23 protein-coding genes and 1 tRNA gene are annotated in these 19,746 nt (G+C 64.8%); 18 read left to right on the forward strand and 6 right to left on the reverse strand.

Features of this window, described 5'->3' with window-relative positions; translation table 11 throughout:
• Positions 1–3 precede the first annotated feature (3 nt).
• From cyoB to AC5I49_RS26665, 6 genes are all read left to right on the forward strand, one after another.
• Entirely contained in the window at positions 4–2,010 is a 2,007-nt protein-coding gene (gene cyoB / locus AC5I49_RS26640) for a cytochrome o ubiquinol oxidase subunit I (RefSeq protein ID WP_016447183.1), read from the forward strand.
• Positions 2,003–2,635: a cytochrome o ubiquinol oxidase subunit III gene (gene cyoC, locus AC5I49_RS26645; RefSeq protein WP_016447184.1), complete on the forward strand. Its 633-nt coding sequence runs from the start codon at positions 2,003–2,005 to the stop codon at positions 2,633–2,635. The genes cyoB and cyoC overlap by 8 nt, the downstream gene beginning before the upstream one ends.
• Positions 2,636–3,070 (forward strand): cytochrome o ubiquinol oxidase subunit IV, encoded by a 435-nt coding sequence (gene cyoD, locus AC5I49_RS26650; protein WP_495790133.1) that lies wholly within the window; start codon positions 2,636–2,638, stop codon positions 3,068–3,070.
• A gap of 71 nt (positions 3,071–3,141) precedes the next feature.
• Positions 3,142–3,855 (forward strand): SURF1 family protein, encoded by a 714-nt coding sequence (locus AC5I49_RS26655; protein ID WP_047475367.1) that lies wholly within the window; start codon positions 3,142–3,144, stop codon positions 3,853–3,855.
• 113 nt (positions 3,856–3,968) lie between these two features.
• The gene (locus AC5I49_RS26660; RefSeq protein ID WP_016447187.1) at positions 3,969–5,270 is read left to right on the forward strand and encodes an ATP-binding protein; all 1,302 of its coding nucleotides are present in this window, start codon (positions 3,969–3,971) and stop codon (positions 5,268–5,270) included.
• Positions 5,271–5,299: 29 nt separating this feature from the next.
• On the forward strand, positions 5,300–5,836 hold the full coding sequence (locus AC5I49_RS26665; protein WP_012205888.1) for a response regulator transcription factor: 537 nt from the start codon (positions 5,300–5,302) through the stop codon (positions 5,834–5,836).
• Between the two features lie 72 nt (positions 5,837–5,908).
• On the opposite strand, the gene cyoE is transcribed toward AC5I49_RS26665, so the two are convergent.
• Together cyoE and AC5I49_RS26675 are read right to left on the reverse strand one after the other, a co-directional pair.
• A complete protein-coding gene (gene cyoE / locus AC5I49_RS26670; RefSeq protein ID WP_016447188.1) occupies positions 5,909–6,814 on the reverse strand; it encodes a heme o synthase in 906 nt (301 codons plus the stop codon).
• A complete protein-coding gene (locus tag AC5I49_RS26675; RefSeq protein WP_047475383.1) occupies positions 6,811–8,001 on the reverse strand; it encodes a COX15/CtaA family protein in 1,191 nt (396 codons plus the stop codon). Before AC5I49_RS26675 ends, cyoE begins: the two co-directional genes overlap by 4 nt.
• A 522-nt stretch (positions 8,002–8,523) precedes the next feature.
• Between AC5I49_RS26675 and AC5I49_RS26680 the strand changes: the two genes are divergently transcribed.
• The 4 genes from AC5I49_RS26680 (at position 8,524) to AC5I49_RS26695 (ending at position 9,753) form a co-directional block, all read left to right on the forward strand.
• Entirely contained in the window at positions 8,524–8,745 is a 222-nt protein-coding gene (locus tag AC5I49_RS26680) for a hypothetical protein (protein WP_017403888.1), read from the forward strand.
• A gap of 199 nt (positions 8,746–8,944) precedes the next feature.
• Positions 8,945–9,127, forward strand: coding sequence for a hypothetical protein (locus tag AC5I49_RS26685; protein ID WP_016447190.1), 183 nt, complete (start codon positions 8,945–8,947; stop codon positions 9,125–9,127).
• A complete protein-coding gene (locus AC5I49_RS26690) occupies positions 9,124–9,372 on the forward strand; it encodes a hypothetical protein (protein ID WP_017403886.1) in 249 nt (82 codons plus the stop codon). Before AC5I49_RS26685 ends, AC5I49_RS26690 begins: the two co-directional genes overlap by 4 nt.
• Positions 9,373–9,471: 99 nt before the next feature.
• Positions 9,472–9,753 carry a hypothetical protein gene (locus AC5I49_RS26695; protein ID WP_016447192.1) on the forward strand — a complete coding sequence of 94 codons (282 nt, stop codon included), beginning with the start codon at positions 9,472–9,474 and terminating at the stop codon, positions 9,751–9,753.
• A 36-nt stretch (positions 9,754–9,789) separates the two neighbouring features.
• Here the strand turns inward: AC5I49_RS26695 and AC5I49_RS26700 are convergent, their stop codons facing one another.
• From AC5I49_RS26700 to AC5I49_RS26715, 4 genes are all read right to left on the reverse strand, one after another.
• A complete protein-coding gene (locus AC5I49_RS26700; RefSeq protein ID WP_017403885.1) occupies positions 9,790–10,578 on the reverse strand; it encodes a class I SAM-dependent methyltransferase in 789 nt (262 codons plus the stop codon).
• Between the two features lie 710 nt (positions 10,579–11,288).
• Positions 11,289–11,426: a hypothetical protein gene (locus AC5I49_RS26705; protein WP_193726258.1), complete on the reverse strand. Its 138-nt coding sequence runs from the start codon at positions 11,424–11,426 to the stop codon at positions 11,289–11,291.
• Between the two features lie 171 nt (positions 11,427–11,597).
• A complete protein-coding gene (locus AC5I49_RS26710; protein ID WP_080945370.1) occupies positions 11,598–12,134 on the reverse strand; it encodes a cysteine hydrolase family protein in 537 nt (178 codons plus the stop codon).
• Between the two features lie 443 nt (positions 12,135–12,577).
• Entirely contained in the window at positions 12,578–13,081 is a 504-nt protein-coding gene (locus AC5I49_RS26715) for a GNAT family N-acetyltransferase (RefSeq protein WP_016447197.1), read from the reverse strand.
• Between the two features lie 1,360 nt (positions 13,082–14,441).
• On the opposite strand from AC5I49_RS26715, the gene AC5I49_RS26720 reads away from it, so the two are divergent.
• The 8 genes from AC5I49_RS26720 (at position 14,442) to AC5I49_RS26755 (ending at position 19,746) form a co-directional block, all read left to right on the forward strand.
• Positions 14,442–14,515, forward strand: a tRNA-Gly gene (locus tag AC5I49_RS26720).
• A 234-nt stretch (positions 14,516–14,749) separates the two neighbouring features.
• Positions 14,750–16,633 carry a tyrosine-type recombinase/integrase gene (locus tag AC5I49_RS26725; protein WP_495790134.1) on the forward strand — a complete coding sequence of 628 codons (1,884 nt, stop codon included), beginning with the start codon at positions 14,750–14,752 and terminating at the stop codon, positions 16,631–16,633.
• 172 nt (positions 16,634–16,805) lie between these two features.
• Entirely contained in the window at positions 16,806–17,192 is a 387-nt protein-coding gene (locus tag AC5I49_RS26730) for an integrative conjugative element protein, RAQPRD family (protein ID WP_495790135.1), read from the forward strand.
• Positions 17,189–17,419: a TIGR03758 family integrating conjugative element protein gene (locus AC5I49_RS26735; RefSeq protein ID WP_495790136.1), complete on the forward strand. Its 231-nt coding sequence runs from the start codon at positions 17,189–17,191 to the stop codon at positions 17,417–17,419. The genes AC5I49_RS26730 and AC5I49_RS26735 overlap by 4 nt, the downstream gene beginning before the upstream one ends.
• Positions 17,420–17,438: 19 nt before the next feature.
• Complete coding sequence (locus AC5I49_RS26740) at positions 17,439–17,798, forward strand: TIGR03745 family integrating conjugative element membrane protein (protein WP_047327371.1); 360 nt, start codon at positions 17,439–17,441, stop codon at positions 17,796–17,798.
• A 9-nt stretch (positions 17,799–17,807) separates the two neighbouring features.
• Positions 17,808–18,203: a TIGR03750 family conjugal transfer protein gene (locus tag AC5I49_RS26745; RefSeq protein ID WP_047327372.1), complete on the forward strand. Its 396-nt coding sequence runs from the start codon at positions 17,808–17,810 to the stop codon at positions 18,201–18,203.
• Positions 18,200–18,877 carry a PFL_4703 family integrating conjugative element protein gene (locus AC5I49_RS26750; protein WP_047327373.1) on the forward strand — a complete coding sequence of 226 codons (678 nt, stop codon included), beginning with the start codon at positions 18,200–18,202 and terminating at the stop codon, positions 18,875–18,877. The genes AC5I49_RS26745 and AC5I49_RS26750 overlap by 4 nt, the downstream gene beginning before the upstream one ends.
• The gene (locus AC5I49_RS26755) at positions 18,874–19,746 is read left to right on the forward strand and encodes a TIGR03749 family integrating conjugative element protein (RefSeq protein WP_047327374.1); all 873 of its coding nucleotides are present in this window, start codon (positions 18,874–18,876) and stop codon (positions 19,744–19,746) included. The genes AC5I49_RS26750 and AC5I49_RS26755 overlap by 4 nt, the downstream gene beginning before the upstream one ends.

Raw genomic sequence — 19,746 nt, forward strand, 5'->3', positions numbered from 1 at the left:
GATATGTCTGAACATACCTCCCCGGCACAGGCCCACTGGCTGCTGGGACGCATCACCTGGGACTCCATCCCGATGGCGCATGAGCCCATCGTGCTGGTGACCTTCATCGCCGTGGTGCTCGGCGGCCTCGGCGTGCTGGGCCTTCTCACCAAGTTCCGCCTGTGGGGCCCGCTGTGGCGCGACTGGCTGTGCAGCATCGACCACAAGAAGATCGGCATCATGTACATGATCCTCGGTCTGGTCATGCTGCTGCGCGGCTTCGCAGATGCGCTGATGATGCGCCTGCAGCAGGCCATGGCCTTCGGCGACAACCTGGGCTACCTGCCTCCGCACCACTACGACCAGATCTTCACCGCCCACGGCGTGATCATGATCTTCTTCGTGGCCATGCCCTTCGTGACCGGCCTGATGAACTACCTGGTGCCGCTGCAGATCGGCGCCCGCGACGTGTCCTTCCCGTTCCTGAACAACTTCAGCTTCTGGATGACCACGGGCGGCGCCGTGCTGGTGATGATCTCGCTGTTCCTGGGCGAGTTCTCCACCTCCGGCTGGCTGGCCCTGTCCAACCTGGGGGCGCAGAACCCGGGGGTCGGGCTTGACTACTACATCTGGGGATTGCAGGTGGCCGGTGTCGGCACCACGCTGTCGGGCATCAACCTGATCGTGACCATCATCAAGATGCGCGCACCCGGCATGAACCTGATGAAGATGCCCGTCTTCACCTGGACTGCCCTGTGCACCAACGCGCTGATCGTGGCCTCGTTCCCCATCCTGACAGCAGCCCTGGTGCTGATGTCGCTGGACCGCTACGTCGGCACGAACTTCTTCACGAACGACCTGGGCGGCAACCCCATGCTGTACGTGAACCTGATCTGGATCTGGGGCCACCCCGAGGTCTACATCCTGATCCTGCCGTGCTTCGGCATCTTCTCCGAGATCGTCTCGACCTTCAGCCGCAAGCGCCTGTTCGGCTACACCTCCATGGTGTACGCGACGGTGTGTATCACCATCCTGTCCTACCTGGTGTGGCTGCACCACTTCTTCACCATGGGCTCGGGCGCCAGCGTGAACACGTTCTTCGGCATCACGACGATGATCATTTCGATCCCGACGGGCGCCAAGATCTTCAACTGGCTGTTCACCATGTACCGCGGCCGCATCCGCTTCACCGTGCCGATGCTGTGGACCGTGGGCTTCATGTGCACCTTCGCCATCGGCGGCATGACCGGCGTGCTGCTGGCCGTTCCCCCGGCCGACTTCGTGCTGCACAACAGCCTGTTCCTGATCGCCCACTTCCACAACGTGATCATCGGCGGCGTGGTGTTCGGCGTGTTCGCCGGCATCAACTTCTGGTTCCCCAAGGCCTTCGGCTACAAGCTCGACGAGTTCTGGGGCAAGTGCTCGTTCTGGTTCTGGCTGGTCGGCTTCTGGGTGGCCTTCACGCCGCTGTACGTGCTGGGCCTGATGGGTGTGACGCGCCGCGCCAACCACTTCGAGGACCCCTCGCTGCAGATCTGGTTCATCATCGCCGCCTGCGGCGCAGGCCTGGTGGCCCTGGGCATCGGCAGCTTCCTGATGCAGCTCGTGGTCAGCTACTTCAAGCGCGACCAGCTGCGTGACGAAACCGGCGATCCATGGGAAGGCCGCACGCTGGAGTGGGCCACATCCTCGCCCCCGCCCCAGTACAACTTCGCCTTCACGCCCGTGGTGCATGAGATCGATGCCTGGTGGGATATGAAGAAGCACGGCTACCAGCGTCCGCTGACCGGCTTCAAGCCCGTGCACATGCCCGCCAACACCGGCGCCGGTGTCGTGATCGCTGCGCTGTCCACGGTCTTCGGCTTCGCGATGATCTGGCACATGTGGCCCCTGGCCATCGTGTCCTTCGCCGCCACCGTGCTGGCGTCGATCATCCACACGTTCAACTACAAGCGCGACTACTACATCCCCGCCGCGGAAGTCGCGGCCACGGAAGAACTGCGCACACAACAGCTGGCACGTCATGTCTGATATCCGTTACACCGCAGGCGGCGCTGCCGCCCTGGCCCCGCGTGAGTACCACCTCGCCGAGGAGCCCCATCCCGAAAACGGCACCGCTCTGGGCTTCTGGCTCTACCTGATGAGCGACTGCCTGATCTTTGCAGCGCTGTTCGCCACCTATGGCGTGCTGGGCCGCAACTACGCTGCAGGCCCCACGGGCGCCCAGCTGTTCGACCTGCCCCTGGTGGCGATGAACACGGCCTTCCTGCTGCTGTCGTCCATCACCTTCGGCTTCGCCATGCTGCAAAAGCAGCAGGGCAAGCTGGGCGGCACGCAGATGTGGCTGGCCATCACCGGCCTGTTCGGCCTGTGCTTCCTGGGCCTGGAACTCTATGAGTTCTCCCACCTGCTGCACGAGGGCGCTGGGCCTCAGCGCAGCGCCTTCCTGTCCTCGTTCTTCACGCTGGTGGGCACCCACGGCCTGCACGTGACCTTCGGCCTGATCTGGCTGGTCACGCTGATGATCCAGATCAACAAGCACGGCCTGACGCACGAGAACAACCGCCGCCTGATGTGCCTGTCGATGTTCTGGCACTTCTTGGACGTGGTCTGGATCGGCGTCTTCACTTTTGTTTATCTGATGGGGGTGCTGTAAATGGCTGCACACGACATCCACGCCGGCCAGGGTCACCACGACCATCACGGCCATGACGACCACCACCACGATGCCGGCCCGCACAGCACGTTCTCGGGCTACATGTGGGGCTTCGTGCTCTCGATCATCCTGACGGCCATCCCGTTCTGGCTGGTGATGGGCAACATCATCTCGGACCGCTCGACGGCCGTGATGGTGCTCGGCGGCTTCGCCGTGGTGCAGATCCTGGTCCACATGGTCTTCTTCCTGCACATGAACGGCAAGATCGAAGGCGGCTGGACCCTGCTGTCCACCATCTTCACCGTGGTCTTCGTGGCCATCGGCATCGCAGGCACGCTGTGGGTCATGTTCCACATGAACACCAACATGATGCCCCAGCACACCATGCCGGCCGATCCTGCGGCGCAGACGGCACCGGCCGTGGTCACGCCTTGACCGCATCCGGAAACTCCGGGCCCTCCAGCCGCGCAGGCGCATCGCGCCGGCGCGGCCCACTCGCTCAGGCGATGCTCATCTCGGTGGGCATCGCCTTGTTTTTGGGCTTCATCTTCCTGGGCAGCTGGCAGGTGCAGCGCCGCGCCTGGAAGCTGGATCTCATAGAGCGCGTGGAGCAGCGCGTGCACGCCGCGCCCGCTGCCCTGCCCCCGCCCGCCGAATGGCCGCAGATCACGGCCGCCGACCATGAATACCGCGCTGTGCAGGCCAGCGGCCAATGGCTGACAGGCAAGACCGTGCTGACCCAGGCCGTGACCGAGCTGGGAGCAGGCTTCTGGGTGCTGACGCCGCTGCAGCTGGACGATGGCAGCCAGGTGCTGGTCAACCGGGGCTTCATCCCCACGGAGCAGCGCGCACGCTGGCAGGCGCAACCCGGGCAGGCATCCCAGGACCAGGTGACGGTGTCCGGCCTGCTGCGCATCAGCGAGCCGCGCGGCGGTTTTCTGCGCGAGAACGATCCTGCTCAGCAGCGCTGGTTCTCGCGCGATGTGGCGGCCATTGCACAGGCCCAGGGCCTGGACCATGCAGCCCCCTACTTCATCGACGCCGGCCTGCCCGGCCAGCCCGTGGCGGACGGCACCTGGCCGCGCCCGGGCATGACCGTGATCCGCTTTCCCAACAGCCACCTGGTCTACGCACTGACCTGGTACGGATTGGCGCTGATGGTGGTCGGTGCCGCCTGGCTGGTCAGGCGCAATGACCGGCAGCCGGCCGACAAGCCATAGAACCGCCTTGCGCAGGCAACGGGGCCATCGATGACATCGGTGGCCCTTTTTCTTCAGTCCTCTACAAGACCCTGCCGCACCATGGCTGCCTGCGGTAGCGCACAATCGCCCGCGTGAATTCGCCTTCAGAGTCCCTGTTCCGCGTCGAGCGCACCACCGAACGCCAGAACATGCAGCTGCTGATACAGCTGCGCTGGTTTGCCGTGGTCGGGCAGGTGATCACCATCTCCCTGGTGCACTACGGCTTCGGCATCAACCTGCCGCTGCCGGCCATGGCCCTGGTGCTGATGGCCAGCGTGTTCACCAACCTCGGCTACATCTACTGGTACCGCAGCCACCGCCGCCAGATCTCGGCGCGCAACCTGTTCCTGGCCCTGCTGGCCGACGTGCTCGCCCTGGCCATACAGCTGTATCTGAGCGGCGGCGCCAGCAATCCCTTCATCTACCTGTTCCTGCTGCAGGGCATTCTGGGCGCCGTGCTGCTCAGGCCCGTGCACGCCTGGATCATCGTCGCCAGCACATCGCTGTGCACCCTGGTGCTGGCCATCGTGCACTGGCCCTTGCCCATTGGCGCGGCGGGGCCGGACGGGCTGCCCGGCCTGTACGTGAGCGGCATCCTGATCAGCTTCGGGCTGACCACGGTGCTGCTGGTGGTCTTCCTGCGCCGCATCGTCTCCAACCTGCGACGGCGCGACGCGCGGCTGGCCAACATGCGCCAGCGCGCCAGCGAGGAAGAGCACATCGTGCGCATGGGCCTGCTGGCCACGGGCGCGGCGCACGAGCTGGGCACGCCGCTGTCGACCATGTCCGTCATCCTGGGCGACTGGCAGCGCATGCCCGTCATCACGCAAGATCCCGATCTGCTCGCCGACCTGCAGGAGATGCAGCAGCAGCTGCTGCGCTGCAAATCCATCGTCTCCAGCGTGCTCATGTCCGCCGGCGAAACCCGCGCCGACGCGCCCCAGGCCACGACCTTGCATGCCTTCATGGATGGAGTGGTCGCCCAATGGCAGTCACGCCATGCGGTGGAGCGTTTCGACTATGTCCAGGCCGAAGAGGACTTCCCCATTCTTTCGGATACCGCGTTGCAGCAAATGGTTTGCAATGTGCTCGACAATGCCGCCGAGGCATCTCCCGGCCATGTGGCGCTGCACCTGTCCGTGCGCACCGGCATGCTGTGCATCACCGTGCGCGACAAGGGTCCCGGCTTTGCACCTGCCGTGCTGGAGCAGCTGGGCCAGCGCCATATCTCCACCAAGACGGAGCGCCCGGGCCGCGGACTGGGCCTGTTCCTGGTGCTCAACGTGGCGCGCTCGCTGGGCGGACGCGTTCAGGTGAGGAACACCCCGCCCAGGGGCAGCGAGGTGGAGATCCGCCTGCCCCTGTCATCGATTGCCATTGAACCCGGCGCCTGAAGCGGCGCCCACAGGAACCCGAATCGCCCATGGACAGCTCCCGCCTCCTGCTGCTGGTTGAAGACGATGCAACGTTTGCACGCACGCTGACGCGATCGTTCGAGCGGCGCGGCTACCGCGTGCTGCAGGCCGCCAGCGCCGAGGAAGTGCGCGAGCTGCTGCAGACGCATTCGCCGCAATACGCCGTCATGGACCTCAAGCTGGCCGGCAATGCCTCGGGCCTGAGCTGCGTGCAGATGCTGCACCAGCACAACCCCGAGGCGCTGATCGTCGTGCTCACCGGCTATGCCAGCATTGCCACGGCCGTGGAGGCCGTCAAGCTCGGCGCCTGCCACTACCTGGCCAAGCCGTCCAACACCGACGACATCGAGGCCGCCTTCGGCCGCCTCGAAGGCCGCACCGACGTGGAGCTGTCGCGCAACCCCACTTCCATCAAGACACTGGAGTGGGAACACATCCACGAAACCCTGGCCGAGAGCGACTTCAACATCTCCGAGGCCGCACGCCGCCTGGGCATGCACCGGCGCACGCTGGCGCGCAAGCTGGAAAAGCGGCAGATCAAGTAAGACGGCAGGCACCAAGACAAACCGGGCCTCAAGGGCCCGGTTTGTCATTGCGCGGCCATGGCCCTCAGGCCATCAGCCCAGCCAGAGGTAGTGATCGATCAGCAGTGCCAGGAACAGCACGCTCAGATGCACCAGCGAGAAGCGGAAAGTCCTGCGCGACAGCTCGTCCGAGTAATTGCGCCACAGCGCGAAGGCATAGCCGCAAAAGCCCACGCTCAACACCACGGCCACCACCAGGTACAGCCAGGAGCTCATGCCGTACATGAAGGGCAGCATGCAGGCTGCGAACAGGATCACCGTGTACAGCAGGATCTGCAGCCGCGTGTACTCGCTGCCATGCGTGACGGGCAGCATCGGCAGGCCCGACTGGCGGTAGTCCTCCACGCGGTACAGCGCCAGCGCCCAGAAATGCGGAGGCGTCCACAGGAAGATGATGAGAAACAGGATCAGCGCCTCGGGTCCGACCTGGCCCGTCATCGCGGCCCAGCCCAGCACGGGCGGCATGGCGCCGGAGGCGCCGCCGATCACGATGTTCTGCGGCGTGGCGGGCTTGAGGATCACCGTGTAGATCACGGCATAGCCCACGAAGGTGGCCAGCGTCAGCCACATGGTCAGCGGATTGGTGCACAGCAGCAGCACCAGCGCACCCAGCGTGCACAGGATGGCCGAGAAGGCCAGGGCCTGCTGGCTGGTCAGCTCCCCGCGCGCCGTGGGCCGCCAGGAGGTGCGCTTCATGCGCGCATCGATATGGCGCTCCACCAGGCAGTTGAAGGCCGCTGCGGCGCCCGCCACCAGCCAGATGCCCAGGCAGGCCAGCGCCATGTGCAGCCACTGGTCGGCGTTGGGCCAGCCCGGCACGGCCAGCACCATGCCGATCAGCGCGCAGAACACGATCAACTGCACCACGCGGGGCTTGGTCAGGGCATAGAACTGCGTCCAGCGTGAGGACTCGACACTCAGGGAAGCTTGTTTACTCATGCAATCTCTCCACGGGCAACCGGCAACCCGGCCCGCAGCGTGCCCGGGCGACTGGCCGCCAGGCACCAAACAATCACGGTCACCAGCGCGGCTGCGCCACCCGTATGCAGCACCGCGGCCACCAGCGGCCAATCGAGCACCACGTTCGACAGGCCTGTCAGCACCTGCAGCACCAAAAACGCACCCAGCACGCGGCGCTGCAACGCCAGTGCGGGCACTTCACCCAAACGCCACCACAGCCCGGCCAGCGCAGCCACCACCACATAGGCCGCCAGGCGGTGCAGATAGTGGATGGCCGTGAGGCCCGCAAAGCTGATGTTGCTGCCGTCCTGCAGCAGGCCCAGCGGACGCCAGATCTGCAGCGCCTGCGAAAAATCCATGGCCGGCCACCAACTGCCCTGGCAGGTCGGAAAACTGCTGCAGGCCAGCACCGCATAGTTGGTGCTGACCCAGCCACCCAGTGCCACCTGCAGCACCAGCAAGCCCAGGCCCAGCCACAGCAGAGCACGCAGGCCCGGGGAAATCACCGTTGCCTGCTGCTGGCGTGCCTCCCGGCTCAGCCCCACGGCGGGCACGCACAGCAAGGCCAGCAGGCCCGTGCCGCCCAGCAGGTGCAGGGTCACGATGGCCGGAAACAGCTTCATGGTCACGGTCCAGGCGCCAAAGGCACCCTGCAGGCAGACCCAGAACAGCGCCAGCGTGGGCCACCAGGGGCTCATGGCCCCCCGCCGTGCGCCTTCCACGCCTTGGGCGCCACCCGCCCTGCCCTGGCGGCGCGCACGCCGCCAGGCCATGATGGTCATGGCGATGATGAGCACGCCCACGGTGGTGGCCAGATAGCGGTGGACCATCTCTATCCATGCCTTGCCATGCGTCACCGGCCCGGTGGGCATGGCGGCCTGCGCCTCGGCAATCTGCGCGCGGGCGCCCATGGGGCTGGCGCTGCCATAGCAGCCCGGCCAGTCAGGGCAGCCCAGGCCGGAATCGGTCAAACGCGTAAAGGCGCCGAACAGCACCAGGTCGAAAGTCAGGAACAGCGTCAGCACCGACAGTGCCTGCAGCCGCTTGAGCGAGCCACCGTTGCGGTTGCGCAGCCACACCCAGGCCAAGGGTCCCAGCGCCAGCAACAGGCCCAGCAGCATCAGCTCCAGAACGGGGGCCAGATCGTACAGCGCCTGCTCGTTCACCTCCGCCCTCCGCAGCGCAGCGTCCACCGGACGGAACCGACCCCAGGCAAGCCGCAAGGCAATGCCACAGGCGCATCCGGTTGGCGACAGCAGAACTTCATAAATGAGAGCAATTTGACGAGAAGGCTCAGCCCCATGCGCGAGATTGGATCGCAGGCCGGGCCCACAGAGAATCAGGACATGCACCCAGATACAGGCTGCGGGACGGCACCCCATGCACAAGGCCCGCCAAGCGGGCCCGGTCGCTGCAACTTTCAGAGCAGCATGTCTTTGATATGAAACAATTCTACTTGCCTGCGCACCACTCAATCGCCCAAGCGCGCAGTGCCCCTAGACCGCAGCCAGCTTCTTTTGGCCGGCGTGATGCGGCTTGGGCCGGGTGCACACGAATTTGCGCAGGGCACCGCCCGAGGCATCGGTGGCCCGGCTTTGCACAACTGCTCAGATTCGCTCAGATTCAGACGCCCAGCGTTCCTTAGATTGACGCTTTCACTTGGGGACCGGCAACCGCCGGGTGAGGCCATGATTGCAGGACGCTCGTGGACTGTGCTTGATGGGCGCGGACACGAAATCGGGCGTGTCGAAGGCGATGAATTCGTCCGGTGCGGGACCAGGCTCATCTACCGCATCGATGGGCCGGCGCTGTACTCCATGGACGGCTCGGCCAGACTGATGGGCTTTATCGAAGGGACCGAGGTCAGAACGCGGCAGGGGCGGATCTTTCTCAAATTCCTCGCGCATTGAACTGCGCTGCTCTGATCTGCGTAGCACCGTGCGCGTGCAGCGGCAAGCTTTCGGCCCCCTTCTGCGCCAGCCGATGACAATCTATATCAATTCATTCATAGCCAGTCGCTAAGACGCACAGATAATTGCCGGCATCGTGTGAATTGTGAGAAGGGACCGGGCCACGTGCCACGCCCTTCGCATGCTGGAGGATTGGCAGATGAGCGCCCCGGAAATGGAGGCCATACAGGAGCGGCTGAAGAAGCTGCGGGCCGACGAGGCGCAGGTAGCCGAGCAGCTGGAACGGCTGCAGACCCAGAAGGCTGCGCTGGAGCACAGGCAGGCCATGATCCAGGGCGCCTTGGAGGTGCTGGAAGAGATGCGGCAGGAGCTGGAGCCATGAACCGCGGCAAGCCCGGTTCGTCCCCGTCCTCGTCACCGCCCGCCACTGCCCTGCCAACAACCCAGGACTGGCTGGAAAGAATTGCAGCCCTGGATGCCACGCAGCCGCCGCCTACCCCACCTCGTCCGCGCAACACCCGCAAAGCAGCGCGCCGCAAGGCGGTCACCATCGTGGCAAGGCTGGTGCTGCTGGTGCTGCTGGCCATCGCCCTGGCCGTGGCGGCGCAATTGATGTGGGTCAAGTAGCTGCCTGCGGTATACCCTCGCATCCTGGCGAAGTTCCCATATTGTTTGCATGCTCACTTGCGCCTAGCATGGAGGCACACTCAACGCAGTGGAGGTGTCATGGCCGATCCCGAAGAACCGCTGGAAATACGCTCAGAACGCTGGCAGTCGCTGAAGGGGCTGGACATCGCCTCCGTGGATCTGGGCCCCATCTGCGTGGTGCTCTTGCTGACGTTGATCTGCATGGCCGTGATGCTGCTGCTGGCCAAGTCCGGCGCCGAGCAGGTGCGGCAGGCCCAGCCATCGCCCCAGGCCAAAGGCCCTGCTCCCCGACCGCAACCGGCGCAGCCCGTGGCAGAACCCGCCCAGCAACAGACCTGGATACCGGCCTTGCGCACCTGAGCGCGGCAAGGCCGGTCCAGGCCGTAGGTAGCGCGTTCAGACCTTCATCGAACGTGTCGCAATGAAGGTCGGCACGAACTTCTCGATCACAAAACGGGCGTGGGGCTGCCAGTCCTCGTGGAAGCCCGTCAGCACAAGCCCCGCATCCAACTGCCCCCCGATCTGATCGGCCAGCGTATGGCCGAACACCAGGGCCTCGTTGCGCTCGCGCTTGGCCGCAATCGCCTCGGGCGGCAAATCTGCCACATCGGAATACGGCAGGCGCCAGGCGGGCCGCACGAGTCCTTGCTCGCGCAATGCAGGATCACGGTCCTCCACGAAGACCACCGGATTCCAGAAGCTGGACAGAAGACGCCCGCCCGTCGTCAGCACCCGCGCGCATTCACGCCACACGGGCCGCACATCGGGCACGTAGAGGTTGGAGATGGGGTGAAAGATCACATCAAAGCTGGCGTCTGCAAAGACCCCCAGATCGCGCATATCGCCCTGCACGCAGGTCAGCGCAAGGCCTTCGCGCTCGGCCACGTGCCGGTCCTGCGCAAGCTGGCCGGCTGAGGCGTCGAAGACGGTGACCTGGGCGCCCGCCGCAGCAAGAATGGGCGCCTGCTGGCCGCCGCCGCTGGCAAGGCAGAGGATGCGCAGGCCGCGTACATCATCCAGCCAGCCGGCAGGCAAGGGGCCTGGCGTGAGCCGCGCCTGCCAGCTTCCGGCGCGGGCCCGTGCTATTTCGGCGCTGTCGACCGGGCGCGACCAGTCGCAGGACTTGGCAGCCTGCTGGTTCCAGGCGGCCGTGTTGTGGGCAAGGATATCGATGGATTCCGTCATGGGCACTCTTTCAAAAATTCCGAAAGGAGGCCGCACGGCGACGCCGGGTTGCGTTCAGGAAACGCAGAGCAATCAACGAACAGGCAGGAGGTGACGCAGGCGTCCGCCGTCGGCCGGCAAAGGGCTTCGGGGGATTGGTCGGACGAAGGTCCGAAGGCGTCACAGGTTCATGTCAGGCTCGCAATGGTCGCAGGAACGGAAGCAAAAATTCTAGGGCTGCCCGAAGCACGCTGTCAAACAGCTGCGGCGCCTTCCCCACACGGTCATGCAAAAGTCACAACCGTGAGACGGCCTGGCTGTAAGTTGAACACGCACCCTCGATGGCGCCGGCTTCTGCTGCGCCTTGGCGCGCCCGCTGACGACCGCCTTTTCCAACCCGGCGCCCAATGGATACCGAGGAGCAACACTTTGAAGGAGAGCTATGCGTAGTCCCAAGAAAGGCAGAGAGCCGATCCGGCTCCTGGACCTGGCCCCCGCCGTCTTCTGCATGCAGTGCGAACAGGAAAAGCCCGCCACAGGCGCCCGCCAATTCCATGCGTGGCACGTGTGCAGCGATTGCTCGCAGAAGCTGGCCCGACTCCCCACGGCGCAAGCACCGACGGCGCACCCTGCGCACTAAGGCAAGCGATTCCCCAAAACGACAGCCCGCCAAATGGCGGGCTTTCTCATGCCCTTTCGGGCATGGGCGGGACCATGACAGTGGATCGCGCCTACCAGGGCGCAAACACCATCATCAGCGCCACGGCCACGACGGCTGCGGCGATGTACATCGTCCGCCTGGTGGCGAACCGGTTGCGGGACGACGATGTGGGCACTTGGCCAGGGGTGTTGGGAGGAGGTGTGTTCATGGCCTCAAGCATGGGTGCCGCCCAGGCACGCCCTTGTCGGACAAGCACAGGTCAGGGAATCAGCGCAAGGCAGGACCAGGCCGTCGGCATTGGCCCATGGCCCGGTGGTCTGAAAGACAAATGGCGCTGCAATCGCTCGCGTGTGCCTCAATATGGGCGGACTCCAGCAGATCAGGTGTGAACCGGTGCCGAGAAATCCCAGGCGTTTGCGGGCATGACCGCGCAAAACGCCCCTGCCAGCGTCGCGTTGTGGTGTTCCACAATTTTCTGCGCTGCAAGCTGGGGGGTGTCGGCACAAGTATGTCCATCCGCAATAAGGACGGCATCAAGGCCCAGATCGCGAGCGACCCGGCAATTGGTGTCCACGCAGTACTGAGTCTTCATGCCGGTGATGACCAGGCCGGTCACGTTGCGTGCTTGAAGCTGCTGCAACAGATCGGTGCCTGCAAAGGCGCTTGGGCGGTGTTTTTCGAACACAACCTCACTGCCGTCCAGTTGCAGTTCGGGTGCGAGTTGGGTCAGTGGGCTGCCTGGGCCAATGGGCGTTCCCACGGGACCGATGTGACGAGCCAGAAAAATTGGCGCTCCCGCACGGCGGGCCTGTTCCATCAAGGTGTTGATGGTGTCCAGCACCTCGGTGCAGCGCCACATGGGTTCAGGGCCTCGGACCAGGCCGACCTGAACATCGAGGACTAACAGAGCAAACATGAGTACAACTCCTTGCGTGGTGCCGGCGACGCAAGGGCAAAAAAAAGGGCCCGGTCCATCGCTGGCGGGCCTGGGAAGTGGTTCAACTGGGACTCACGGCACTTCACACGGTCCGCAGGAAGCGGTCGTGGAGATGGTAGTGGTGAGAGTGCAGTGAACCATGGAGTTCCATTGTAACGAGCGCCTTCGCCTGTCATCTCAGCACCTATGCGGCTTTTTTGCGTTTGTCGCGCCGCAGATCTCGCCCCTGTAGTTCCGGACGCTGTCCAGCTGTTTTCGGGGGAGACGTCAGGCAAGAACAAGCCCACTGTTAGGCCTTGTCTGCACCTCGGTGTGCTTTACCTTCTTCGACGTCTCGTCACTTCCCAGGATGACAAGGTGCCGCGTCCTTTGCGAGACCAGTTCATGGAGAACCCTCAGCCGCTGACGGATCCGGGCAGCGACTACGCGGACAGCAGCGCCCAGCGTTCGTGATCTCGCCAGCGACCACCGACCTTCATGAATGCGGGCGACAACCCCTCCAACTTGAAACCACAGGACTTCACCAGTGCTATGGCTGCCTTGTTCTCAGGCTGAATGTTGGCTTCCAGCCGATGCAGCTTCGAAGTCCTGAAGACCTGCTTCACGACATGCGCGAGGCCCTCCTTCATCAGGCCCTTCCCTTCGAAGCCCGAGAATGCAAAGAAGTCGATATGGGCAGAGCGGAACGGGTCCATCAGGATGTTCGTGATCTGCACGACCCCGGCAAAACCATCGCTGCGCCACTCCCAGATCACAAATGCCGCACCCGACGGCTCCTGCACGCGAGCCAGGTAGCCCTGGAACTCCTGTGCCGTGCTGGGCGGCGAAACCCATGGAGCGTGCAGTTTGCGGCTCTGTCCGACCGCGTCGATGAACTGCTGCTCCAGATCGGCGGTCAGCGTCGAAACGTAGATATCTGTGCCCATGACTTCCCTTCTCTGTGGAGAGAAAAGTGTAGCCAGCCCAGGAATCCGTCGGAAGCCCGGCAGCGCGCTTGCACCCTACAGCCTTGTCAAGTGCACCATTGAAACGACGAAGCCCGCTTTGAACTGACCCCATGAAGTTGGACGGTTGGAAGTTAGCGGCTCAAGGCCTGATTTCGGTACTGCACCGGACTCAGGCCTTCTAGCATGAGCTTGTGCATTGGTAGTTGCCCAAAGACCACCACCGCGACGATGCCCTGCCCTTCGGCGACTGCCCCTCTCAGAAAGGAAACCTCGAAATGACCGGCCACAAGCCCTTGCGGCAGCAGAAAGGACCGGCATCGTGACCACGAAACCCTAACCCATCGCCACTAACGTCTATGACAAACAGCCGGGCGGAACCTATCGGGCCACCATGCACGTCAGTGGGCTGGCCATCCAGCGCGCTCTGCGACATATCCGTCCGGGGACACGACAGGAGCTTGCGCGGTTCCGCCTGGGACAGCACCCGGCGCCGAAACCCCACATGCTTCCCCCCGGCGGTTTTCCCCTTGGAACACAGCTGGCGTTTGAGAAGGCTACGCCAACAGTTCGGCGCCTCCCTACCGATCTTTCCTGCATCGAGCCCCAGTCCCACGCCTGCCCCAGCTGTGCCCGCAGCTGCTTGGCCGCCGTGGGAGGGTCTCGTCGCTTATCGAGTACGTCGTAAGCTTGGCCACAGGTCACGTCACGCGGCACTGTCCAGGCAAGCTCTGGTACCTCGCCCAGCATTCGCGCCAGAGCGCTCCACGCAAGGGCCGTGCACTCGGCTTGGCGCAGCCGCGCAAGGTGATCGCGGAAACCCTCCAGCAGCGCACGCACCTTAGACGATACGGCAGGACCATGTTTGGCCAGTGCTGCCTTGCGACGGGCAGTGACCGGATCAACTCCTGCGCTACCCCCGCGCTTGTCTCCCTGAACTGAGACAGCCTCTGCAAAGCGCTATCTCGGGCCAGTGCCCGAGCCTCACCTACTTCATCAGGCCAGCAGAGCTGTTTGTAGCAGTAGGCCCGTGTTTTGTGCGATTGGGAGGTGACCTATCGCAATTCATCGCACCCCTTCACGAGCAGGTGCGAGCCTGGCTGAAGCTGCTTTGCAGACCGCGAATCGAATAGCACTAGAATCTCACCCAGAGTCATGGCGCAGGTTCTATTGCCAGCGACGTAGGAGGCAAAAACCTACTCCCGAACCTACGCCAAGGTTGCAGGTGCAGATAGATTTCGCTGGGTGCCAAGTTGAGGTTTTGCGGCAAACGCGCCGTGAAACTCTCAAGAAAACAAGCATCTAGCGAAGAAATGCATGATTCGACAATGGCTCAACCAAGGCGGGCGTCGTTCAATGGCAGGACCTGAGCTTCCCAAGCTCATGACGTGGGTTCGATTCCCATCGCCCGCTCCAGCATCATCATCCAAGGAACTCCAGGCTCGTCCAGCGAGCGATGTAAGTGGTTGATTTTGGGAAGGTTTCCCAAAAATTAGCGTCCACTGACGTCCAGGGAGATCCACCGCAAGCGCCGTCGAATATGTACATTGGTGTGTACATTGGAATAGGAAGGCGTCGGCGTCGGTTTGTTGGTGGTGTTGGCGGGACAGACGACTGAAGGTGCACCTAGCTCACTCAGGAGTTAGTGCCATGTCGCTATCAGACCTCACCGTCCGCCGCGCTCAGCCCTCGGAAAAACCCCGCACCCTGGCTGACGCATTCGGGCTTTCTCTCTTTGTGCCGCCCCAGGGCCGCAAGGCTTGGCACTTCCGCTTTCGCTGGGGGGGCGTCGCTGAACGCATGTCGTTCGGCACCTACCCCGAGGTGTCGCTCCAACAAGCGCGCCAGATGCGCGACGAGGCGCGCGCCCAGCTCGCTCGGGGCCTCAATCCCCGCATGGAACGCTCGCGCCACCGGAACGCCGCCATCCTCGCGGCCGAGCACACGTTCCTGGGGATCTACGAGCAATGGCGCGAGCACCGCAAGCTCACCCTCGAAGAAGGACGGCAAACCAGCCTGAGCCAGATCACGCGCGTGTTCAAAAAAGACGTGTTTCCGGTGCTACGTTCGATGGGCATTCACGATATCGAGCGCGCGCACCTGTTGGACATCATCGCCCGCGTCGAAGCGCGCGGCGCGCTGTCCGTGGCCGAAAAGCTGCGTACTTGGTTCCGGCAACTGTTCACCTATGCCACGGTGGTGGTGCCGGGCATGAAGCACAACCCGTCCGATGACCTGGAGGTGGTGGCGTTGCCGCTGCCGGCCGTTGAACACAACCCGTTCTTGCGCATGCCCGAGTTGCCGCAGTTTCTCCAGACGCTGCGCAAGCACCGCGGGCGTTTGAATACGCAATTGGCGATTCGCTTCCTGCTGTTGACGGGCGTGCGCACGGGCGAGTTGCGTCACGCGACACCGGATCAGTTCGATTTAGACAAGGGCCTGTGGTTCATCCCCGTGACCCACCTGAAGCAGCGCAAGCATTTGGCAAACAAGCGGCGGCGGCGGATCACCGATATTCCGCCGTACATCGTGCCCCTGCCGCTCCAGGCGCAGGAAATCGTTCGCCATCTGTTGGATAACTTCAAGCCGGCCCAGGTATATGTGTTCCCCGCCGCGCGATCGCTACGCAAGATCATGAGCGAAGGCACCGTGAACATGGCGATCAAGCGCATGGGTTACATGGACCGGCTCACGGGCCACGGGCTGCGTGGCACGCTGTCCACGGCCTTGCATGAGCTGGGCTACGTGAAGAAGTGGATTGACGCGCAGCTTTCCCACACGGACGCGGATGAAACCAGTAGGGCCTATAACCACGCGCGATTCGTGGAGCAGCGGCGGGTGATGATGCAGGATTGGGCGGATCGCCTGGATCTGTTTGAGCAAGGCCTGGTCGAAGCGGCCAGCACGCCATTGACGATCACGCTCCAGGGGCTGCCGACCATGGTGGGTCGTGATCCCGCAGAGGCGCTGCCGGTAAACACCAGTGCGCCACAGATTGTGGTGACGTCGCCGATCGAGGGAGGGCCCATCATGTCTCCCGCCGTGTATCGCCTGCCAGCGGTGGAGACACCGGAATATGCGAAGCCCGCCCTGTCGGCGGAACGCCGTGCCAAGCTCGATGTGTTGAAAATGTTCGAGGCCCCTCACAACGTGCGTGTGGCGGACTACGCCAAGCTGGTCGGCATCTCAAGACGGGCCATCAGCTATCAGATCACGGCCGGCAAGTTGCTCGCGCTGGACCTGGGCAATCGGGGTCTGCGTGTTCCGGACTGGCAGTTGAATCCGCTCAAGCACCGGCTGGTGCAGATCATCCTGGATCGGGCGCCGCCGGGCATCAACGCTTGGCAGATCTACCATGCGCTCACTCAGGGTCATTCGGCGCTGGCGGACCAGGCGCCGATTGATGCGGTGACGCCCCGCAACTTGGAGCGTGTGGTGGAGTGTGTCCGCGACGTACTCGCTGAGGAGTGCGGCCTGCCAGCCGTCCCAACGCACGCGCCTGTCGAGGCGGCGCAGCCGACGCGAGCGGGATGAGCGTGGCCGGCCCTGCCGACCCATTGTCACGTCGATGGGTTGGCCAGGGCTGGGGTTGCCGCGATGCGCGGGCTGCGCGCGCCGCGTTCGTCAAAGGCACGCTCATGAATCGGTGGCGGCCGATTTCCTATTGTTTGAGGGCATCGCGCGTGGCGTGGACCACGATCACGGCATGTTCAACCTGACGTGTTCCAGCATGCCACCGTCCTCAATCCGCCGCTTGCGCCTGGGCGCAGCCCTGTCGATCGCGATCCTGCCTACGGGGCTTGCCTGGGCGGAGATGTCGTTGCAGCGGCAGGAGCTGGCAGGCGCTTATCGCCAGATTGAAGCGATCGAGCGTCGGATCGAGCGCAGTTCCGCCGCTGTGGTCATCACCCCCGGCGACCGCTACTACTTTGACTACGCCCGTTTTCAGGCCGACTTGGCGCGCGTGCGCGCCGGCATCGCGCATTACCTGACGCCCTCGCGCGCCCAGCCGCGTGACGTCGAGGCGTTGAGCGGGCAATACCGGACGCAAGCTCCCTCGGCCGAGCCGCCCGCCACGCAGGTTCTGCCATGACGGGCGCGCAGATTGCGGCCTTCCGCGCCAACGGCGTGGAGCCCTCGGTAGTCGCCGCCTTGCTCGTCGGCGCCGTTTTCGCGGCGTTGCTGGTCTGGGGCGTCTGGGCCATGCGCACCGCCTATGTCGGCTGGAGCGAAAACACGATCAACGCCCGTCAGTTCCTCGGCGTCTGCATCCGCTTCCTGGCGATGTACACGGTGCTGACTTACTTCCTGCTTTCGTAGCTTCCTCAGGAGCCCGACTATGCCGATGCGCTTTGCCCTTCCTCGTTTTGTCCACCGTCTGGTGGCGGCTGCCACGCTGTCGTTGCTGGCGACGGCCGCGATGGCCCAAGGCCTGCCCAAGGTCGAAGCGCCCTCGCGCGGCCGGGGCAGCGGCATCATGCAGACGATCCGCAACTATGGCTACGACATTGTGATGCTGGTGGCCTTGCTGGTCGTCGCGGCCATGTTCGTGGGGGTCTGCTATCACGCCTACGGCACCTACGCGGAAATTCACAACGGCAAGAAGACCTGGGGCCAGTTCGGGTTGACGGTCGCTGTGGGCGCGGTGCTGCTGGTCGTGGGCGTCTGGCTGCTCACCGAAGCCACTGGCGTGCTGTGAGGACGGCGTATGTCGCTGACGCTCAACGCCCGCACGGACGGCACCGTGGCGTTTCTGCCCCATCGCCTTAATCGCCAGCCCGTGGTGGTGCGCGGTCTGACGGCGGACGAATTGTGGATTTGCTGCGGGCTGTCGGCCAGCGCCGGGCTGCTCGTCGGTCTGCCCCTGGCGCTGGTGCTGTCTACGATCGCACTGGCGCCCACCTTCGTGCTGATCGGCATCACGCTGGGACTCTTTGTGGGCGGCGGCATGCTGCGGCGGCTCAAGCGGGGCCGGCCCGAGACGTGGCTGTACCGGCAGATGCAGTGGCGCTTGGCGACGGTGCCGGTCTTGGGAAGTTGGACGGGCGGCGCCGGCCTGGTGACGCGCGCCGGGGTGTGGTCGGTGCGCAGGAGCAGGTCATGAGCCGCTTCAAGAACGAGGTCGCGCAATTGCAGTCGCATGTGCGCACGTTGCGCTTTGCGGCGGGGGCGCTGTTGTTGGTGGCCCTGGTGATGGGCGGGGGCTGGTGGCGTGCGCCACGCGACCTGACGATCCATGTGCCCCCGGACTTGCGCAGCGGCAGCACACGCAAGTGGTGGGACGTGCCGCCCGAGTCGGTGTATGCCTTCACCTTCTACGTGTTCCAGTCCATCCATCGCTGGCCCAGCGATGGGGAGCAGGACTACGCCCGCAATCTGGACGCGCTGGCGCCCTATTTGACCCCCGCGTGCCGCAGCTTTCTGCATGCGGACTATGAGACGCGGCGCGTCGCGGGCGAGTTGCGCCAACGCGTGCGCGGCGTCTATGAGATCCCAGGGCGCGGCTACGCGGACAACCCGGCCGCGCGGGTGCGCGTTGTCTCGAACAGCGATTGGATCGTGACCCTGGATCTGAGCGCCGACGAGTACTACGGCGCCGAGCGCGTCAAGCGCGTGCTGGTGCGCTACGCGATCAAGGTGGCCCGCGCCGACGTGGACCCCGCCCGCAACCCCTTTGGCCTGGTGCTGGACTGCTACGACGGCGTGCCCCAGCGCATTGACGCGCCCACGGCCCCGCCCGCGCCCGCCAGCGCGGCATCGCAAGGAGTCTCGCCATGAAGCATTCGATCCGTTGCCTCCTGGGGCTGTGGCTGCTGGCGGCAGGCGCCGCGGCGCAGGCGGTCGACATTCTGCGTTGGGAGCGCTTGCCTCTGGCCGTTCCGCTGGTGGTCGGTCAGGAGCGCGTGGTGTTCATCGACCGGAACGTGCGCGTGGGCGTGCCCGCCGCGATCAGCGAGCAGTTGCGGGTGCAAAGCGCGGGCGGCGCCGTCTATCTGCTGGCCCGCGAGCCCATTGCGCCCAGCCGCCTGCAATTGCAGGACGCGGACACGGGCGCGCTGATCCTGCTCGACATCGCCGCCGAGCCGGCGCGCCCGGACGCGCCGCCGCTGGAGCCGGTGCGCATCGTCGAAGGCGAGGCGCCTGCGCCCCGCTACGGCCGGACGCCGCCCGCGGACGCGGCAGCGGCGCCCCAAGCGCCCCGGAACACGCCCGTGGCCGTGGCCTTGACCCGCTACGCGGCGCAGAGCCTGTACGCCCCGCTGCGCACGGTGGAGGCCGTGGAAGGCATTGCGCGGGTCAACCTGCGCCGCGACCTGGACCTGAGCACCTTGCTGCCTGGCGTGGCCGTGCAGGCGACGGCGCTGGCGGCGTGGCGCCTGCACGACCATTGGGTGTCGGCCGTGCGGCTGTCCCATCTGCACGACGGCTGGGTAAGCCTGGACCCGCGCGCCTTGCAAGGCGACTTTCTCGCGGCCAGCTTCCAGCATGACCGCCTGGGGCCACGCGGCACGCCCGAAGATACGACGGTCGTCTACGTGGTCACGCGCGGCCGGGGTCTGGCGTCGGCGCTGCTGCCCGCGATGGCGCGCTTCGATCCTCGGGCGGTCATGGACCCCTCCGTCACGGAGGCCGGCGATGCGCAGTAA

It is taken from the genome of Delftia sp., assembly GCF_059499305.1.

Bases quoted from the DNA above. Each gene is read 5' to 3' on its own strand.
- cyoB (WP_016447183.1), top strand. From the start codon at position 4: ATGTCTGAACATACCTCCCCGGCACAGGCCCACTGGCTGCTGGGACGC.
- cyoC (WP_016447184.1), top strand. From the start codon at position 2,003: ATGTCTGATATCCGTTACACCGCAGGCGGCGCTGCCGCCCTGGCCCCG.
- cyoD (WP_495790133.1), top strand. From the start codon at position 2,636: ATGGCTGCACACGACATCCACGCCGGCCAGGGTCACCACGACCATCAC.
- AC5I49_RS26655 (WP_047475367.1), top strand. From the start codon at position 3,142: ATGCTCATCTCGGTGGGCATCGCCTTGTTTTTGGGCTTCATCTTCCTG.
- AC5I49_RS26665 (WP_012205888.1), top strand. From the start codon at position 5,300: ATGGACAGCTCCCGCCTCCTGCTGCTGGTTGAAGACGATGCAACGTTT.
- cyoE (WP_016447188.1), bottom strand. From the start codon at position 6,814: ATGAGTAAACAAGCTTCCCTGAGTGTCGAGTCCTCACGCTGGACGCAG.
- AC5I49_RS26680 (WP_017403888.1), top strand. From the start codon at position 8,524: ATGATTGCAGGACGCTCGTGGACTGTGCTTGATGGGCGCGGACACGAA.
- AC5I49_RS26685 (WP_016447190.1), top strand. From the start codon at position 8,945: ATGAGCGCCCCGGAAATGGAGGCCATACAGGAGCGGCTGAAGAAGCTG.
- AC5I49_RS26690 (WP_017403886.1), top strand. From the start codon at position 9,124: ATGAACCGCGGCAAGCCCGGTTCGTCCCCGTCCTCGTCACCGCCCGCC.
- AC5I49_RS26695 (WP_016447192.1), top strand. From the start codon at position 9,472: ATGGCCGATCCCGAAGAACCGCTGGAAATACGCTCAGAACGCTGGCAG.
- AC5I49_RS26700 (WP_017403885.1), bottom strand. From the start codon at position 10,578: ATGACGGAATCCATCGATATCCTTGCCCACAACACGGCCGCCTGGAAC.
- AC5I49_RS26705 (WP_193726258.1), bottom strand. From the start codon at position 11,426: ATGAACACACCTCCTCCCAACACCCCTGGCCAAGTGCCCACATCGTCG.
- AC5I49_RS26710 (WP_080945370.1), bottom strand. From the start codon at position 12,134: ATGTTTGCTCTGTTAGTCCTCGATGTTCAGGTCGGCCTGGTCCGAGGC.
- AC5I49_RS26715 (WP_016447197.1), bottom strand. From the start codon at position 13,081: ATGGGCACAGATATCTACGTTTCGACGCTGACCGCCGATCTGGAGCAG.
- AC5I49_RS26725 (WP_495790134.1), top strand. From the start codon at position 14,750: ATGTCGCTATCAGACCTCACCGTCCGCCGCGCTCAGCCCTCGGAAAAA.
- AC5I49_RS26730 (WP_495790135.1), top strand. From the start codon at position 16,806: ATGTTCAACCTGACGTGTTCCAGCATGCCACCGTCCTCAATCCGCCGC.
- AC5I49_RS26735 (WP_495790136.1), top strand. From the start codon at position 17,189: ATGACGGGCGCGCAGATTGCGGCCTTCCGCGCCAACGGCGTGGAGCCC.
- AC5I49_RS26740 (WP_047327371.1), top strand. From the start codon at position 17,439: ATGCCGATGCGCTTTGCCCTTCCTCGTTTTGTCCACCGTCTGGTGGCG.
- AC5I49_RS26745 (WP_047327372.1), top strand. From the start codon at position 17,808: ATGTCGCTGACGCTCAACGCCCGCACGGACGGCACCGTGGCGTTTCTG.
- AC5I49_RS26750 (WP_047327373.1), top strand. From the start codon at position 18,200: ATGAGCCGCTTCAAGAACGAGGTCGCGCAATTGCAGTCGCATGTGCGC.
- AC5I49_RS26755 (WP_047327374.1), top strand. From the start codon at position 18,874: ATGAAGCATTCGATCCGTTGCCTCCTGGGGCTGTGGCTGCTGGCGGCA.